17 protein-coding genes are annotated in these 17,329 nt (G+C 54.7%); 5 read left to right on the forward strand and 12 right to left on the reverse strand.

What is annotated here, in order from left to right; genetic code table 11:
* Nucleotides 1-71: 71 nt before the first annotated feature.
* Complete coding sequence (gene nikR, locus KF947_RS18245; protein ID WP_007111085.1) at nucleotides 72-473, forward strand: nickel-responsive transcriptional regulator NikR; 402 nt, start codon at nucleotides 72-74, stop codon at nucleotides 471-473.
* Nucleotides 474-542: 69 nt separating this feature from the next.
* Here nikR and KF947_RS18250 read toward each other — a convergent pair whose 3' ends face one another.
* On the reverse strand, nucleotides 543-1,025 hold the full coding sequence (locus KF947_RS18250; RefSeq protein ID WP_071695751.1) for an FKBP-type peptidyl-prolyl cis-trans isomerase: 483 nt from the start codon (nucleotides 1,023-1,025) through the stop codon (nucleotides 543-545).
* 176 nt (nucleotides 1,026-1,201) lie between these two features.
* Between KF947_RS18250 and KF947_RS18255 the strand changes: the two genes are divergently transcribed.
* Nucleotides 1,202-1,483 carry a hypothetical protein gene (locus KF947_RS18255; protein ID WP_227404731.1) on the forward strand — a complete coding sequence of 94 codons (282 nt, stop codon included), beginning with the start codon at nucleotides 1,202-1,204 and terminating at the stop codon, nucleotides 1,481-1,483.
* A gap of 82 nt (nucleotides 1,484-1,565) precedes the next feature.
* Here KF947_RS18255 and KF947_RS18260 read toward each other — a convergent pair whose 3' ends face one another.
* The 9 genes from KF947_RS18260 to KF947_RS18300 form a co-directional block, all read right to left on the reverse strand.
* Entirely contained in the window at nucleotides 1,566-2,036 is a 471-nt protein-coding gene (locus tag KF947_RS18260) for a glycine zipper 2TM domain-containing protein (RefSeq protein WP_133733353.1), read from the reverse strand.
* Nucleotides 2,037-2,343: 307 nt separating this feature from the next.
* Nucleotides 2,344-3,942 carry an isocitrate lyase gene (locus KF947_RS18265; RefSeq protein ID WP_133733354.1) on the reverse strand — a complete coding sequence of 533 codons (1,599 nt, stop codon included), beginning with the start codon at nucleotides 3,940-3,942 and terminating at the stop codon, nucleotides 2,344-2,346.
* A 403-nt stretch (nucleotides 3,943-4,345) separates the two neighbouring features.
* A complete protein-coding gene (locus KF947_RS18270) occupies nucleotides 4,346-4,771 on the reverse strand; it encodes a GNAT family N-acetyltransferase (protein ID WP_227404732.1) in 426 nt (141 codons plus the stop codon).
* Entirely contained in the window at nucleotides 4,771-5,961 is a 1,191-nt protein-coding gene (locus KF947_RS18275) for a cupin domain-containing protein (RefSeq protein ID WP_227404733.1), read from the reverse strand. The genes KF947_RS18270 and KF947_RS18275 overlap by 1 nt, the downstream gene beginning before the upstream one ends.
* A 54-nt stretch (nucleotides 5,962-6,015) precedes the next feature.
* Entirely contained in the window at nucleotides 6,016-7,401 is a 1,386-nt protein-coding gene (gene purB, locus KF947_RS18280) for an adenylosuccinate lyase (protein ID WP_227404734.1), read from the reverse strand.
* Between the two features lie 95 nt (nucleotides 7,402-7,496).
* On the reverse strand, nucleotides 7,497-8,138 hold the full coding sequence (gene hflD / locus KF947_RS18285; RefSeq protein WP_133733358.1) for a high frequency lysogenization protein HflD: 642 nt from the start codon (nucleotides 8,136-8,138) through the stop codon (nucleotides 7,497-7,499).
* A complete protein-coding gene (gene mnmA, locus KF947_RS18290) occupies nucleotides 8,135-9,310 on the reverse strand; it encodes a tRNA 2-thiouridine(34) synthase MnmA (RefSeq protein WP_166650430.1) in 1,176 nt (391 codons plus the stop codon). The genes hflD and mnmA overlap by 4 nt, the downstream gene beginning before the upstream one ends.
* Before the next feature lie 88 nt (nucleotides 9,311-9,398).
* Nucleotides 9,399-9,839: an NUDIX hydrolase gene (locus tag KF947_RS18295; protein WP_227404735.1), complete on the reverse strand. Its 441-nt coding sequence runs from the start codon at nucleotides 9,837-9,839 to the stop codon at nucleotides 9,399-9,401.
* On the reverse strand, nucleotides 9,839-10,471 hold the full coding sequence (locus KF947_RS18300; RefSeq protein ID WP_133733361.1) for a pseudouridine synthase: 633 nt from the start codon (nucleotides 10,469-10,471) through the stop codon (nucleotides 9,839-9,841). Before KF947_RS18300 ends, KF947_RS18295 begins: the two co-directional genes overlap by 1 nt.
* A gap of 264 nt (nucleotides 10,472-10,735) precedes the next feature.
* Here KF947_RS18300 and KF947_RS18305 point away from each other — a divergent pair, with 264 nt between their 5' ends.
* The 3 genes from KF947_RS18305 to clpA all read left to right on the forward strand — a co-directional run bounded on the left by KF947_RS18305 (nucleotide 10,736) and on the right by clpA (nucleotide 16,054).
* On the forward strand, nucleotides 10,736-12,973 hold the full coding sequence (locus KF947_RS18305; RefSeq protein WP_227404736.1) for an NADP-dependent isocitrate dehydrogenase: 2,238 nt from the start codon (nucleotides 10,736-10,738) through the stop codon (nucleotides 12,971-12,973).
* Between the two features lie 356 nt (nucleotides 12,974-13,329).
* Nucleotides 13,330-13,638 carry an ATP-dependent Clp protease adapter ClpS gene (gene clpS / locus KF947_RS18310; protein WP_035538640.1) on the forward strand — a complete coding sequence of 103 codons (309 nt, stop codon included), beginning with the start codon at nucleotides 13,330-13,332 and terminating at the stop codon, nucleotides 13,636-13,638.
* A gap of 139 nt (nucleotides 13,639-13,777) precedes the next feature.
* Nucleotides 13,778-16,054, forward strand: coding sequence for an ATP-dependent Clp protease ATP-binding subunit ClpA (gene clpA / locus KF947_RS18315; RefSeq protein WP_227404737.1), 2,277 nt, complete (start codon nucleotides 13,778-13,780; stop codon nucleotides 16,052-16,054).
* A 180-nt stretch (nucleotides 16,055-16,234) separates the two neighbouring features.
* On the opposite strand, the gene infA is transcribed toward clpA, so the two are convergent.
* Both infA and KF947_RS18325 read right to left on the reverse strand, forming a co-directional pair.
* A complete protein-coding gene (infA, locus tag KF947_RS18320; protein ID WP_007111068.1) occupies nucleotides 16,235-16,453 on the reverse strand; it encodes a translation initiation factor IF-1 in 219 nt (72 codons plus the stop codon).
* Nucleotides 16,454-16,584: 131 nt separating this feature from the next.
* Nucleotides 16,585-17,319, reverse strand: coding sequence for an arginyltransferase (locus KF947_RS18325; protein WP_227404738.1), 735 nt, complete (start codon nucleotides 17,317-17,319; stop codon nucleotides 16,585-16,587).
* Nucleotides 17,320-17,329: the final 10 nt, after the last annotated feature.

The following is a 17,329-nucleotide window of genomic DNA, read 5'->3' on the forward strand; positions in this document are numbered from 1 at the left end:
ATGTTTTTACAATAACATCATACTACCGGTGACGGCAGCGCATGCAAAGTTAATCAGTACAGGGGGCGTGAATGCAGCGTGTAACGGTAACGCTTGATGAGGAGCTGGTGGCGGAAGTGGACGCGTTAATGCGCGAGCGCGGCTACCAAAACCGCTCAGAGGCGATTCGCGATTTAACCCGCAGTGGCTTAAAGCAGGTGAGAGAAGAGGCCGCACCGGATTCGCCCTGCATGGGCGCGTTGGTATATGTTTATGATCATGCCGCTCGGGAACTGTCCAAGCGCTTAACGCGCCACTCACATGATCATCATGACCTGACGCTTTCGACCCTGCATGTGCATATCAACCATGACAGCTGCCTGGAAGTAGCGTTGCTCAAAGGCCAGGGGCGGGCGCTCAAGCAGTTTGCTGCTGAAGTTACTTCGTCGCGCAGCGTTCGTCACGGCCAGTTGGTGCTAATACCTGACGAATAACCTTCTTTTTAAGCATAAAAAAGGGCAACCCGATAGGGTCGCCCTTTTTGCAGCGGTTACGCGAGCGTTTTAGTGCTCAACGCCGCCTTCGCCGTGCACGTGGCCGTGCTCAACTTCTTCAGCACTGGCTTCACGTACTTCAGCGATCTCAACATCAAAGTTGAGCTGCTGGCCAGCCAGCGGATGGTTGCCATCGACAACGACCGTATCGCCTTCGACTTTCTTGACGGTAACCATCAGAGGGCCGCCTTGAGTCTGGGCTTGGAACTGCATACCCGGCTCAATGCTTTCAACGCCCTGGAACGCATCGCGGGGTACTTCTTGCATCAGCTGCTCTTGCAGCTCGCCGTAACCTTCTTCAGGAGAGACGCTGACGTTCAGCTTCTCGCCTGCTGCACGACCTTCCAACTCTTTCTCAAGACCCGGAATGATGTTACCAGCGCCGTGGAGATAGGTAAGTGGCTCACGGCCTTCGGAACTGTCTAGCACTTCACCTGCATCGTTGGTCAGGGTGTAGTGAAACGCGACAACCGAGTTTTGCGCAATTTGCATGGAATAACCTTTCGGTGAGTGCATGTCCCAATATGGTAACGCGTGTGCGCTGGCTTGTCAGGGGGTAGCGGTGCTTTTTCCTACTCACCACTTTCGGCGGTATTGCGCGCCAGGGTGACCAGGGATACCCTACGACCATCACTTTTTCCTTTGCCCTATCACTTTGGGAGCATGTAATGACGATCTTGATTATTTGGCTTATCGCTTTTTGCCTGATTGCTTATTTTGTCTATCAGCGCTGGAATAGCGGCGTTAGCGAGGGGTTAGATAAGGTGTTGCCCGGTTTTTTGAAAAGCCATGGTGATAACCGTTATCTATGGGTGATTACGCTGGCAGTGCTGGGGGCCACCACCCTGGTGCAACCGGTTGAAATGCTGTTGGTCGTCATCCTGCTTGCCCTGATTGGCTGGGTGATCATGGCGCTGACTAAATGGGCGGGTAATAAAACCCACCACTAAGCTGTTCACGATAAAAAGCCCGGCCATCTTATTTGATGGCCGGGCTTTTTTATACTTGAACGCTTTCGATTAACGATTGTGCTTAATAGGGCGCAACGCTCATGCTGGCGCCGTTGCCAATCATGCGTACACGTTGGCCGGCTTGATATTGATGATCGGCTTTCTGAACCACCACTACATTACTGCCGTCATCGCGACGAATTTCCATTTCTAGGGCGCTGATACGGTTTGTACGATCCTCTGCCGCGGTACCGGCAACAGCACCGCCGAGCGCGCCTGCCACAGTGGCTAGCTGACGGCCCGAACCGCCGCCTACTTGACTACCCAGAAGACCACCGATAATCGCGCCACCGCCGCTGCCTAAAAGACCACCGGCGCGGCTTTCCGCTTGAATCTGAACCGGGCGAATAGCCACGATGGTGCCGTAGGTGACGCTTTGCCCCGTTTGCGCCTGGCTACCGCGATAGACATCACCTGAATAGGGGGCAGTGTTGGCACAGCCTGCCAGCGTGAGAATGCTCATTGCGGCAACAGGGAGAAGAAGACGTTTCATTAAAACCTCCAGGGTGTCTATTTTTTTACAACTGTCATCTAAATGTCTGCCATTTGTAAGGGGGCAAAGAATAGACTGCAGTTATAGAACAGTGTTCGTTAAAGATAGCTGATGCTAATGGCTTTGACCAGCGATCGTTTAAAAAGATCAAAGCTGATAAAGCAGTAGCTAACCATAGCCTAATCAAGAGTCTAACAGCGTATTAAGAAAACAGTGTGCAAATGCGGCTAGACAAGCAAAAACAGGAGGCCTGGAGGCCTCCTGTTGCAGGGTTTGCAAGGTGAGTTAAGGTGTTAAAACCTGCTCATTAGCCAAACTGGTTCATGGTGTTGTCTTTGCCGCCGGCCTTGAGCGCTGCGTCGCCGTGGAAGAACTCTTTGTGGTCATCACCGATATTGGAGCCGGCCATGTCCTGGTGACGTACGGTGGCGATTCCCTGGCGAATTTCCTGGCGCTGTACACCTTTCACGTAAGCCAGCATACCTTCGTCGCCGAAGTAGCCTTTCGCAAGGTTGTCGGTGGACAGGGCAGCGGTATGGTACGTCGGCAGCGTGATCAAGTGGTGGAAGATGCCCGCTTCACGCGACGAGTCGCGCTGGAAATTGCGCGTCCACTCATCGGCCAACTGGCCCAGTTCGGTGTCGTCGTACTCGGCGCTCATCAGCATGTCACGCTGGTACGCTGAAACATCTTTGCCCTCTTCCTGCCATGCATCGAAGACCTGCTGGCGGAAGTTCAGCGTCCAGTTGAACGACGGTGAGTTGTTGTAGACCAGTTTGGCATCCGGCACGACATCGCGAATCCGGTTAACCATGCTAGCGATCTGGCCAACGTGGGGCTTCTCGGTTTCGATCCACAGCAGGTCGGCACCGTTTTGCAGGCTGGTGATGCAGTCAAGAATTACGCGATCTTCACCAGTGCCGGGTTTGAACTGGTAGAGGCCTGAAGCGAGGCGCTTGGGTTTCACCAGCTTGCCGTTCTGCTTGATGACAACGTCGCCGTTATTGATGTCGGCAGCATTCTCAATCACATCGCCGTCGAGGAAGCTGTTGTATTGGTCGCCGAGATCGCCTGGCTCATTAGTGACGGCAATTTTTTGTGTCAAACCCGCGCCGAGTGAGTCGGTACGTGCCACGATAACGCCATCTTCAATGCCGAGTTCCAAAAAGGCGTAACGGACGGCGTTAATTTTGGCCAGAAAGTCTTCATGGGGCACGGTAACTTTACCGTCCTGGTGGCCGCACTGCTTCTCATCAGAGACTTGGTTTTCCAGCTGGATGCAGCAGGCACCTGCTTGAATAAACTTCTTGGCTAGCAGGTAAGTGGCTTCTGCATTGCCAAAACCAGCGTCGATATCGGCAATGATCGGGACGATATGGGTTTCGTAGTTATCGATTTTGCTGATCAGCTCCTGCTCTTTGCCTCTGTTGCCAGCCTCTTTGGCTTCATCCAGGGCGCGGAACAGGTGATTAAGTTCCCACGCATCGGCTTGCTTGAGGAAAGTGTAGAGCTCTTCGATTAGATCCGCGACCGAGGTTTTTTCGTGCATCGACTGGTCGGGCAGCGGGCCAAACTCGGAGCGCAGCGCGGCAACCATCCAGCCTGACAGGTAAAGGTAGCTACGTTTGGTGGTGCCAAAGTGTTTTTTGATCGAGATAAGCTTCTGCTGGCCAATAAAGCCGTGCCAGCAGCCCAGTGATTGAGTGTACTGTGCGGTATCGGCATCGTAAGCGGCCATGTCCTCACGCATGATTTTGGCGGTATAGCGGGCAATGTCCAGGCCGGTGTGAAAGCGATTTTGAGCACGCATACGGGCGGCGTACTCAGGTTTGATAGCTTCCCATTTGCCGCCTTGTGCTTCGCGTAGTTGGGCCATGGCTTTGATATCGTCGAGCAGTCCTGACATGAGCTTACCCTCTTTGGTCGTGATAGCAGTTCTTGAATGCTAATGATGATTCGCAAATCAGCGCTTGCTTATGCTGCACCTGCGAAGTTGTATTCAGCATCATCGAATTTGTTCTTTATGTCTCTAAGTCAATCGTCTCTAAGTCCATCGTCTTGGGTACTAGAGACACCAGGGTTAGAGACATCTGATACAGCGTCGCGGACTTGAAGCATTCGCCATAACGCTGCAATGCAACAACTATCTACTAGGATGGCTCATTCAACAATTGACACTTGGAGGCATAGCGGGTTGTAACCCGACTACAGTGCGGTGAGAAAGCGGTGGGTTTGTGTAGTGGTTTTTCGTCAGGAGGGCATAAAAAAGCACTGCCGAGGCAGTGCTAGAGATCAATCAAGATAGCTAATTACGCGAGCGAAAGGGTCATTTCTCGATGGGGGATGCCCGCATCCAGAAACTCATCGCCGTGGGCGACGAAGCCTAGCCGCTCATAAAACGCCAGCGCATGCACCTGAGCGCTGAGGGCTACCTGGGTATGGTTCGCATGGCGGGCTGCTTCAATCGCAGCCTGCATCAGCAGTTCACCAATACCAGAACCACGCGCTTCGGCGAGCACCGCGACGCGGCCGATATGTCCGTCGGGCAGCAGCCGTGCGGTGCCTACCGGTTGCCCATCAAGCATGGCGAGAAAGTGCTGGCACTCAGGATCCAAGCCATCCCACTCCTCATCCTGAGGCACGCTCTGCTCTTCAATAAATACTCGGCGCCGGATCTCGCTGGCCGCTGACCCCAGCGTTTCCCAGTCACCGGTTCTGATGTGGGTGATCGCCATTAATACTCCTCGTCGTCGTCACCTTCATCGCTCATAAAACCAAGGCTGCCGGTATTGACCAGTTGGGTGATGAGCGTAGCTGCACCGTCAAGCTCGAGGTCTTCGGCGTAGAGTGGGGTGGTGTCGGCAAGTCGCTTGGCTAACTCAGTAGAACAGGCGTGGCCGTCGCCATCGACAAACAGCGTGGTGCCGCTGGCGTCGTGCCGCCAGGCAAAGCGTGAGCCGGGCATATGGTAGAGCGGATCGCCATCTTGTAGTTGAGCAACAAGCGCTGCTTCGTCCATCGGTGTTTCAAGCGGTACCACTTGATCGACATATTTTGGCTGGGTCATCACCCGGCCAAACCACTGGGCGACCTGGGTGGGGTTATCCAGTGTCGACATGATCAACTGACGCATACGCTCAACGGCTGCGTCGTCCAATTCACCGATCTGCTGCGCAGGCGCCATGCCCGCATCACTGTAGCGCTGGGAGGCGGGAAGCTGTTCGCCCAAATAGTCGGCGTAGGAGGTAATCGCCTCATCGGCGGAGGGGGCGCGGAAACCAACCGAGATGGTCATGCAGTCATCGCTTTGGCTAACGCCGTGATGCGCCCAGCCGGGAGGGAGATAAAGCATGTCGCCGGGGTCAAGCACCCAGTCGGAGTCAGGCTCTACGGTGAACTCCTTCAGAATGCGCAGATCGATGCCTTGGATAATCGGCGCGTCATCGGTAAGTTTGCCACCCAGCTGCCAGCGGCGATGGCCGCTGGCTTGGAGTAGGAAAACGTCGTATTGATCGATATGTGCGCCCACATTGCCGCCAGGAGGCGCGTAGCTGATCATCACGTCATCGAGCCGCCAGCGAGGCAGGAAGTCAAACTCATCCATCAGCGCAGCCACCGACGGTACATAGTGATCAACCGCTTGCACCAGCAGGCTCCAGTTGTTTTCTGGGAGCCGTTCAAAGGTGGCTTCATCGAAGGGGCCGTGGGAGACCTGCCAAGGGCCATCCGGGCCCTCCTCTTCAACCAAACGCGCTTCCACGCCAGGCTCGCAGGCGAGGCCGGCCAGCTCATCGGCTTCAATCGGGCTGATGAAGTCTGGCATTGCGCCACGGATCAGCAGCGGCTTTTGCTGCCAATAGTTGGCCAGAAAGTCTGCAGCGGTAAGATCGCCCAGCAGGGTTAACGGCTTATCGTGATGGTTCATGGCATGCCCTGGCGTTAGTAAGTTGGCGTAATAAGGTGCGTTATAAACGTAGCGTTATAAAGAGCTTAGCTGTTGTGTCAGCGCTTCGGCTTGGGCCTGGGCATTACCAATATAGTTGGCCGGTGAGAGCGCCTTCAACTCGGTTTTGACCTCATTGGGCAGTTCAAGGGTATCAATGAACGCCGCAAAGCCCGCCTGGTCAATACGTTTGCCACGGGTTAGCTGCTTGAGTTTTTCATAGGGCTTCTCAATGCCGTAGCGGCGCATCACCGTTTGGATAGGCTCGGCAAGCACTTCCCAGCTGTTATCCAGGTCAGCGTCTAAACGCTCCGGGTTGGCTTCCAGCTTGCTGATACCTTTCAGGCTAGCGTGGTAAGCAATCAAGCCATAGGCCAAGCCCACTCCCAGGTTGCGCAGCACAGTGGAATCGGTGAGGTCACGCTGCCAGCGCGAGATCGGCAGTTTCTGGGCGAGGTGGCTAAGTACCGCATTGGCCAGACCCAGGTTGCCCTCGGAGTTCTCGAAGTCAATCGGGTTCACTTTATGCGGCATAGTGGAAGAGCCAATTTCGCCCTCAACCGTGCGCTGCTTAAAGTAGCCCAGAGAGATATAGCCCCATACGTCGCGATCGAAGTCGATCAGGATCGTATTGAAGCGGCAAATGGCATCAAACAGTTCAGCGATGTAGTCGTGAGGCTCGATCTGAGTGGTATAGGGGTTGAACGTTAATCCTAAACCCTCCACAAAAGTGCGTGCATTGGCTTCCCAGTCGATCTCTGGGTAGGTGGTTAGGTGGGCGTTATAGTTACCCACGGCCCCATTGATCTTGCCAAGCACTTCCACTGCTTCAATCTGCTTGAGCTGGCGCTTTAAACGATACGCCACGTTGGCCATCTCTTTGCCCAGGGTGGTGGGCGTTGCGGTTTGACCATGGGTACGCGATAGCATCGGCTGAGCGGCATGGGCAATGGCCAGTTGGGCAATGTCGTCGGCGACCTCGTGCATGGTGGGCAGCATGGCATTTAGGCCGTCGCTGAGCATCACACCGTATGAGAGGTTGTTGATATCTTCACTGGTGCAGGCAAAGTGAATGAATTCGGTCACTGCATGTAGCTCGGCCTGACCTGCGATCTTCTCTTTGAGGAAATACTCAACCGCTTTGACGTCGTGATTGGTGGTGCGCTCGATCTCTTTAATGCGCTCGGCATCTTCAAGCGAAAACTCACGAATCAACTGTTCAAGAAACGCGGTAGCTTCAGCGGAGAGTCTTGGTACTTCGATAATTTGCGGGTGCTCAGCCAGACGCTGTAGCCAGCGAACTTCCACAATCACGCGGGCGCGAATCAGGCCGAATTCACTGAAGTGTTCGCGCAGCGCGGCGGCTTTAGTGGCGTAGCGGCCGTCAACGGGGGAGAGGGCGGTCAAAGCGGAGAGTTGCATGGCATCGTTTCCAGGAGGTTCGAAAGAAATTTAGTCGAGAGCAAGTTAATTGAGAAGACGTCGGTCGATAACAGAGTAGCCGGTTCGCTAGGCATCTAGCTGAGACTGTCCAGCGCCCGGCGTAGCGCTTTACGCTGGAAGACCAGCTTCCAACGCCGCCCGCCTTGCTGGTGCCACAGTAATCCAAAGCGAATGCCGGCCATTAAACAGGCGCGCACACGCTCGGGCATCATACGGCTCTGCAGCAGTGATGGATCGCCCTGCACCACGATACGGGTTTTAAAGGTGGAGATCGTCTCTTGATACGCTTCCCCAAGGCTGGCGACCACGTTTTCATGGGTAGTGCCAAAGTGCTCGGCCTGCCCCTGAATACGGGTTAACTTTTGCCCCAGCGTATCCATCATGTCGTTATCGGTGCGCAGTTTGTTCATCAACATCAGCAGTGAAAAGCCGTAACGCAGCACCACCGGGTTCGCCTGTTTGCGCCCCACCAAGGCTTCCAGGGTATCCAGACCTCGTCGCAAGTTGTTGGGGTGACCGCCATAGATCGCTTCAAAGCTCGCCGGGTTGGTGTCCACGGTGGCCTCAATTAGCGTTTCCCAGGCACGCGGGTCGACTTGACCGGTGCGGGCAAGCTCGTCAACCAGGCTGGCAGCTTGGAACACACCCGCCAGGGCAAGTGCTTGGCGGGCGGCCGGTGAGTCGGGGGCGCGATGAATCGGGGTGGTAGGATTCATGCAGCGGCCTCCGCAGCTTTCTTCCAGGTAGCACGAATAACACCGCCGCCTAAGCAAATGTCGCCATCGTAAAGTACCAGTGATTGGCCGGGTGTAACCGCCCACTGAGGATCGTCGAAGGTAACTTCCACACCGCCGTCGGGCAGCGCGCGCATTTCACAGCCGCAGTCGCTTTGCCGATAGCGCGTCTTGGCGGTAAAGCGCCCCTGGGTGACCGGCGGCTCGCCCGCCACCCAGTCCATGGCCTCTGTGGCCAGCGTATCGGAGTAGAGCAACGGGTCATGCTTACCCTGCACCGCGATCAGCACATTGCGATCAAGATCTTTCGCCGCCACGTACCAGGGCTCTTCGGAGTAGTTGGCAAGCCCGCCAATGCCTAGACCTTGACGCTGGCCCAGGGTGTAGTACATCAGCCCCATATGTTCGCCGATGACATCGCCATCCGGCGTTTCAATGGTGCCGGGCTGGGCGGGCAGGTACTGCTGCAGGAAGTCGCGAAAGCGGCGCTCGCCGATAAAGCAGATCCCGGTGGAGTCTTTTTTCTTGGCGGTAATCAGCTCGTACTGTTCTGCTAACGCACGCACGGCGGGTTTTTCCAACTCACCCACAGGGAACAGGGTGCGGGCAATCGCGGCTTCCGGCACCGCATGCAGGAAATAGCTTTGATCTTTATTACTATCCAGGCCTTTAAGCAGACGCGGGCGACCATTACGCACGCCCTGGCGCACATAGTGGCCGGTGGCGATTTTGTCGGCACCGAGCATTTCGGCGTACTCAAGGAACACCTTAAACTTGATCTCCCGGTTACACAGAATGTCCGGGTTGGGCGTGCGGCCTGCTTTGTATTCGGCTAAAAAGTGCTCGAATACATTATCCCAATACTCTGCGGCAAAATTGGCGGTGTGCAGTTTAATGCCCAGTTTGGCGCAGACCGCCTCGGCGTCGGCGAGATCTTCTTTGGCCGTACAGTATTCGGTGCCGTCGTCTTCATCCCAGTTTTTCATAAACAGGCCTTCGACCTCATAGCCTTGCTGCATGAGGAGAAGGGCGGAAACGGACGAGTCGACGCCGCCGGACATTCCGACAATCACTTTACCGTTAGCAGAGGATCCGGTAGTGGTTGAGCCGGTGCTGGATGAGTCGGTATTGGATGACTCGGTCTTGGATGACATAGGCATCCTCAGTAGAAGTAGTGTGCAAAAGAGCAGTGTGCATTTGGGCAGGGATTATACACGATGGGAGGGAATGCCTTCGAGTGCTTCACTCGCGAATCACCGCCAGCGGATAGCAAGGCCCGCTGAGTGCGTCCTCAATACGTTTGAGTACCAGTGGGCTGCGTAGGCGCGCCTGCTGCTCTAACGCGCGTATCTGCTCAAGCGTTAACCAGTGGGCGGCAGTGATATCGGGGTCAAGGGCGAGATCGAGTTGACTAAGCGGCTCGGCAATAAAGCCGTGGCTATGGAATGTCTGTCCACCTTCGGTATGAAAAACGTAGAGTCCCAGATAGCCGGTGAGTGATACCTGCCAGGCAGTCTCTTCCAGTACCTCACGCAGAATGGCCTCCATGGGGCCTTCGCCTGGTTCGATATGGCCAGCGGGCTGGTTAAACACGCTCTTCGGGCCGCCACGCTGCTCTTCTACCATTAAAAAGCGCTCGCCTTGCTGAATGACGCAGGCAGCCGTGCTGCGAATAAGATCCATCAGGATTTCCTGCGTTTTGTGGTGGGCCGCGCTCGCTGCTCTTTTCGCTGACCTGCTCCCCGGCCAGGCGGCGCATTGGCGGGGCGGGGCGCGTGCAAGGTTTCTTTGCGCCACTCTCCGGGGGCTAATCCATCCAGTCGCCAGGGGCCAATGGCCGTGCGAATCAAGCGTAGCGTTGGAAAACCGACATGGGCCGTCATGCGGCGTACTTGGCGGTTACGGCCTTCACTGATGGTTAGCTCCAGCCAGCTAGTTGACGGATGGCGCTTGGGGTCAATGGCCGGTTGGCGCGGCGCGGTAGTGGGAGGATCTATCCTGCGCACTTTGGCTGGCTGTGTTGGGCCATCTTTCAGGGCCACTCCCTGACGCAGCGCTTGCAGCGCGGCCTCGCTAATATCGCCTTCCACCTGAGCCCAGTAGGTTTTGGGCTGCTTATGCCGCGGGTGCGAGATGCGGTGAATCAGTTCGCCGTCATCGCTAAGTAGCAACAGGCCCTCCGAGTCGTAGTCAAGCCGTCCAGCGGCGTACACGCCCGGCACCGTAATGATATCGGCTAATGTGGCACGAGCCTGTTTATCGGTAAACTGAGAGAGCATGCGGTAGGGTTTATGCAATAAATATAGAGTGCTCATAATCTCTCTCGGGGCTGTCCTTGATTTGTCGACAATCTCTCATGTGATTAAAATGCAGCGCTGGTATACTTTTCAAAACTGTTTCAACAACCAGCTCAACAACCGTCTCAATCACCACCGATCGATAATTGAGCAAGCTAAATAAGGCTAGATAAAGCCAAATAAAACGGCCCCGCCTGCTTCGCGGCATGGTCTCTCGTTGAATGAGTCGCGTCGCTCAGGGTCTTTATAATCACAGCGATAGAAAAAAGAGGTTAACGCAAAATGTCCAAAACGCCGAAGATCATTTACACGCTCACCGACGAGGCGCCTGCGCTCGCAACATATTCTTTGCTACCGATTATTGACGCCTTCACCGACGCAGCTGGTATCGAAGTGGAAACCCGGGATATCTCCCTGGCGGCTCGCGTTCTCGCTTTATTTCCTGATTACTTGACTGAAGATCAGCGCATTGAGGATCACTTGGCTGAGTTGGGTGCCCTGGCCAAGGTTCCGGAAGCCAACATCATCAAGTTGCCCAATATCAGTGCTTCCATGCCGCAGCTTCGGGCAGTGATCAAAGAGCTGCAAGAGCAGGGCTACCCACTGCCTGAATATCCTAGCGAGCCAAGTAACGACGAAGAGAAAGACATCAAAGCGCGCTACGACAAAGTCAAAGGCAGCGCGGTTAACCCAGTATTGCGCGAAGGTAACTCTGACCGTCGTGCGCCGAAGGCCGTCAAAGAGTACGCGCGCAAGTATCCTCACTCGATGGGTGAGTGGAGTCAGGCCTCGCGTAGCCACGTTTCCCACATGCATAAGGGCGATTTCTACGACGGTGAGAAGTCCATTACGCTGGATCGTGCGCGCAATGTGAAGATGGAGCTGATCACCAAGAGTGGCCAGACCCAGGTGCTCAAATCGAATATCCCGCTACTCGAAGGCGAGATCATCGACAGTATGTTCATGAGCAAAAAAGCATTACTCGAATTCTACGAGCAGGAAATAGAAGATGCTCGCAAGTCTGGCGTGATGTTCTCGTTGCACGTAAAAGCGACGATGATGAAGGTTTCACACCCGATTGTGTTTGGCCACTGTATCAAGATTTTTTACAAAGACGCCTTTGAGAAACACGGCGAGTTATTCAAAGAGTTGGGTGTCGATGTCAACAATGGCATCGCCAATCTCTACGAAAAGATAGAGACGCTGTCAGAATCACAGCGTGATGAAATCATCAGCGACTTGCACGCCTGCCATGAAAAACGCCCAGAGTTGGCGATGGTAGATTCGGCTCGCGGTATCACCAACTTTCACTCGCCCAGCGATGTGATTGTGGATGCTTCGATGCCAGCGATGATTCGTGCCGGGGGTAAGATGTACGGCGGTGACGGTCGTCTTAAGGACGTTAAGGCCGTTATGCCCGAGTCCACGTTCGCGCGTATTTATCAGGAAATGATCAATTTCTGTAAATGGCACGGTGCTTTTGATCCGGCGACGATGGGCACCGTACCCAACGTTGGTTTGATGGCGCAAAAAGCCGAAGAGTACGGCTCCCACGACAAGACCTTTGAAATTCCGGAAGATGGTGTTGCTAATATCACCGATCTGGACACGGGTGAGGTGCTATTAACGCAGAACGTGGAGCAGGGCGATATCTGGCGGATGTGCCAAGTCAAGGACGCGCCGATTCGCGATTGGGTCAAGTTGGCAGTAGAGCGCTGCCGTGATTCGGGTATGCCGACGGTGTTCTGGCTCGACCCATACCGCCCGCACGAGAACGAGTTGATCAAAAAGGTTAAAACGTACCTCAAGGATCACGACACTGATGGGCTCGAGATCCATATCATGTCCCAGGTTCGGGCAATGCGTTACACCCTGGAGCGTGTGATTCGTGGCCTCGATACTATCTCGGTGACGGGTAACATCCTGCGTGATTACCTGACGGATCTGTTCCCGATTCTTGAGTTGGGCACCAGTGCCAAGATGCTCTCTATCGTTCCCCTGATGGATGGCGGTGGCCTGTTTGAAACCGGTGCTGGTGGTTCCGCACCTAAGCACGTGCAGCAGCTACTGGAAGAGAATCACCTACGTTGGGACAGTCTTGGCGAGTTCCTGGCACTGGTGGCCTCCTTGGAGCACCTCGCTAAACGCTTTAGCAATGACCGTGCTAAGCTGCTGGCGAAAGCGCTGGATGAAGCTAACGGAAAGTTCCTCGAAAGCAACAAGTCACCGTCACGCAAAGTGGGTGAGCTGGACAACCGAGGAAGCCATTTCTACCTGGCGCTTTACTGGGCAGAAGCGTTGGCGGCTCAAGATCAAGACGCTGAACTGAAAAAACGCTTTGCCCGCCTTGTAGAAACGCTGAAAGCCAACGAAGCGACTATTATCGATGAGCTCAATAGCGTTCAAGGGCAGCCCGTTGACCTTAAGGGCTACTATCACCCCAATGGCGAGTTGGCTAGACAGGTCATGCGGCCGAGCAAAACGCTCAACGAAGCGCTTGCTATGGTGGCAAACGACTAATTTGTTAAAGATCAGGTTTTTGAAGCCCGGTTTTTACATCTAAGTTTTCAAGAGCCAGGGTTTTAAAAGCCAAGGTTTCACAAGCACTTTAGTGCGGCTTGTGAGACCGCTTCGCATGAAAACGCTGTGATATCCCTCGCCCATCGTTGTGGGCGAGGGTTTTTTGTCTTGTTTAATATGTTAATTTTGAATTTTCCATGAACCCTTGCTGATCGGCAGCGTCTGAAATGTAGACAACATCATTTAGACGCTTCCATCGGTCAGTGGCGAGACAACCAACCGTGCTGCTTATGCCCAAACTAGATAGTTCATGCTTGACCGTGCTACCTGCCCAGGCGGGAATGACACGGCCAAATATGCCCGATGAAGATGGCGACATAGCGGTGCAGTCAGCAGAACCGGCGCTGGCGCAACCGCCGCTTTATAAGGTGGTGCTTCATAATGACGATTACACGCCGATGGAATTTGTCATTGAAGTGCTGCAAGATTTTTTCAATATGGATAGCGAGACGGCCGTGCAGGTTATGCTCGCCGTACATACCCAAGGAAAGGGCACTTGCGGCGTGTTTACACGCGATATAGCCGAGACAAAAAGCTATCAGGTTAACGAATATGCCCGTGAGTGTGAGCACCCGTTGATAAGTGATATTGAGGCCGCCAATTAGAAACGTTGAGAAATAATTGGTGGCGAGGCTTGCAACCGTGCCATTTGTACCCGATGTTGAGAGTGCCGGTCGATTAAACTGATCCGACGCAAGCCCTAGGTGGCGATACGCCCTAGGTAGTAGCGAAAAGGGGACTGCCATGCTGAGCAAAGAACTTGAAATGACCCTGAACACGGCCTTCACCGTGGCGCGTTCAAAGCGCCATGAGTTTATGACCGTTGAGCACCTGCTGCTAGCGTTGCTAGATAATGCCTCAGCGGTAGACGTACTGAAGGCCTGTGGGGCGAACCTCGACAAGCTGCGGTCCGATCTGCAGGATTTTATTAACTCGACGACGCCGCTGATTCCTGAAGGCCAGGGTGATCGTGAGACCCAGCCAACGCTTGGTTTTCAGCGTGTTTTACAGCGGGCGGTCTTCCACGTTCAGTCATCTGGCAAAAGTGAAGTTTCCGGCGCCAACGTGCTGGTGGCGATATTCTCCGAGCAGGAGAGTCAGGCGGTGTACTTCCTTAAGCAGCAGAGCGTTGCAAGGGTCGATGCGGTCAACTACATCGCCCACGGCATCTCCAAAGTGGCTGGTCACGGGCCTTCTCCCGCCCCCTCTTCAGCAGAGAGTGAAGACGCGGAAGAGGGCGGCAATGAGGGCGCTGCGCACCCGCTCACCGGCTACGCTACCAACCTGAATGAACAGGCTCGGCTGGGTAAAATTGATCCGCTGATTGGCCGTGACCACGAGCTTGAGCGCGTGGTGCAAATCCTGGCCCGGCGGCGCAAGAATAATCCGCTGCTAGTCGGCGAGGCGGGCGTGGGTAAAACCGCAGTGGCCGAAGGCTTGGCCAAACGTATCGTTGAAGAAGACGTGCCAGACGTGATTGCCGATGCAGTGGTCTACTCGCTGGACATGGGTGCGTTACTAGCCGGCACCAAGTACCGCGGCGATTTTGAAAAACGCCTCAAAAGCCTGCTGAGCGAACTGCGCAAGCAGCCTAACGCGGTGCTGTTCATCGATGAGATTCACACCGTGATTGGTGCAGGTGCCGCGTCTGGTGGCGTGATGGATGCGTCCAACCTACTCAAACCATTGCTCTCCTCGGGCGAGCTGCGTTGTATTGGTTCGACCACGTTCCAGGAGTTCCGCGGTATCTTTGAGAAAGATCGTGCCCTGGCGCGTCGCTTCCAGAAAGTGGATGTGATGGCGCCGTCGGTGGAGGACACCATCAAGATCCTCAAAGGGCTACGTTCACGCTTTGAAGAGCACCACGAACTTAAGTACACCGATGGTGCACTAGAGAGTGCGGCGCGCTTAGCGGATCGCTATATCAATGACCGCTTCCTGCCCGACAAAGCGATTGATGTAATTGACGAGGCGGGGGCTCACCAGCGTCTATTGCCGCCAGAAATGCGCGCCAAGACGATCGATGTTGAGCAAGTGGAAGCCGTGGTGGCGTCCATTGCACGTATCCCACCGAAGAGTGTTTCAAGCTCAGACCGCAAGCTGCTCGAGAAGCTGGATCGTGACCTGAAGATGCTGGTGTTCGGTCAGGATGAGGCGATTGATAGTCTCTCTGCGGCCATCAAGCTCTCCCGGGCAGGGCTTAAATCTCCCGATAAGCCCGTCGGTAGCTTCCTGTTTGCAGGCCCCACCGGTGTGGGTAAAACCGAAGTGGCCAAGCAGCTTGCGCATATCATGGGCATTGAGCTGGTGCGCTTTGATATGTCTGAGTATATGGAGCGCCACACCGTATCGCGCTTGATTGGTGCGCCTCCGGGCTACGTCGGTTACGACCAGGGTGGTCTGCTGACCGAAGCGGTGACCAAGCAGCCTCACTGTGTGTTGTTGTTGGATGAGATTGAGAAAGCGCACCCGGAAGTCTTTAACCTGCTGCTGCAGGTCATGGATCATGGCCGCTTAACGGACAACAATGGGCGTGAAGCGGACTTCCGCCACGTTATCGTGATCATGACCTCAAACGCTGGTGCGGAGCAGGCGTCGCGCCGCTCTATCGGCTTCCAGCATCAAGATCATTCCACCGATGCCATGGAAGTGATTCGTCGCACCTTCTCGCCGGAGTTCCGTAACCGCCTGGACGGCATCATTCAGTTCCACGCGCTACCGGTTTCGGTGGTACGCAATGTGGTCGACAAGTTCTTGATCGAGCTGCAGGCGCAGTTGGATGAGAAGCGTGTTCAGCTGGATGTGGACGACATGGCGCGGGATTGGCTGGCCGATAAAGGCTACGATCCTGACATGGGCGCACGTCCAATGGCGCGGCTCATTCAAGAGAAGCTGAAGAAGCCGTTAGCCGAGATGATTCTGTTTGGCGAATTGGCTGACCAGGGCGGTATCGTCCACGTCAGTCTGGAAGAGGGCGAGTTGCACCTTTCCACAGAGACTGAAATGGCAGATGCGCCCTGAAAAGGGCGCTAAGCCGCGCTAAAAGCCATCATCATGCTAGATGCGTAAAAACGCAGCGCCCTGTCATTGACGGGGCGTTGTCGTTTTTAGTGAACAGCCATTGACGCTGAACGGCGCTGTCTATGGGAACAGACTATGGAAACAGCTGAGACCAGCCGAACGCGTTAACAGTGCAACGACTTAGCGCGAACGGTAAACGATACGGCCTTTGGACAGGTCGTAAGGTGTTAGCTCTACTTTTACCTTGTCGCCGGTCAGAATGCGGATATAGTTTTTGCGCATTTTACCGGAGATATGAGCGGTAACAACGTGACCGTTTTCCAGCTCAACCCGAAACATGGTGTTCGGAAGGGTATCGACGATAACGCCTTCCATTTCAATATGATCTTCGCGTGCCATATAGGCATGTCCTCACTGATGAGTTAGTAATGTAATAATCGGTCAGAATTTGAGTGCCGCAAGATGGGCGCTCAATAAACAGCGCTATATTGTGCCGTAAGCCCGCCGTCAAGGCAAAAAAGCTGGCATTTTTAGCGAATCAGCGGCCGCCAATGGCGTCCATCGAGTATTTCCAATGGCGCGAAAGCCTGTTTGTAGCGCATCTTACGGCACTCTTCGATCCAATACCCTAAATAAAGGTGCGGCAGCGCTTTTTCTCTGCTCAGCTCAATGAGCTGGAGAATGGCAAAAGTCCCTAGTGAGCGCTTTTCCAGGGCCTCGCTAACGGCAAAAAAGGTGTAGATTGCCGATAGCCCATGCTCCAGTTGATCGAAGGCAGCCACACCAACCAGTTCGTCGTCGAGATACATCTCCATTAGATGGGCATAGGGCTCATCAAGGGTCAGAAAGGTGCGGTACTGCTCACGACTAGGTGGGTACATATCGCCGTCAGCATGGCGCTGTTGAATGTAGTTAGCGTAAAGTGAGTAGTGGCTGGATGCAAAGTGAGCGGGCACGACACGAACGCTTATATCGGCGTTGCGGCGCCAAATTTTACGCTGGGTTCGGTTAGCCGCAAACTGTTCAACCGGGATTCGCACTGAGCGGCAGGCGTTGCAACCCTCACAGTGAGGGCGGTAAAGATGGCGCCCACTGCGACGAAACCCTAATAGCGCCAACGAGTCGTATACGCCTGGGACGGGCGACTCCTGAGGGTCAAGAAATAGCGTTGTCGCTTCCCTGCCGGGTAAATAGCTACAGGCATGCGGCACGGTAAGGAAAAAGCGCAAATCCCGCACCGGCCGACGCGGAGTGTTACTACTCACGGCCTGCCTC

Origin of the sequence: Halomonas sp. FeN2, assembly GCF_020595105.1 — a bacterium.
GTDB classification, from domain to species: Bacteria; Pseudomonadota; Gammaproteobacteria; order Pseudomonadales; family Halomonadaceae; genus Vreelandella; species Vreelandella neptunia.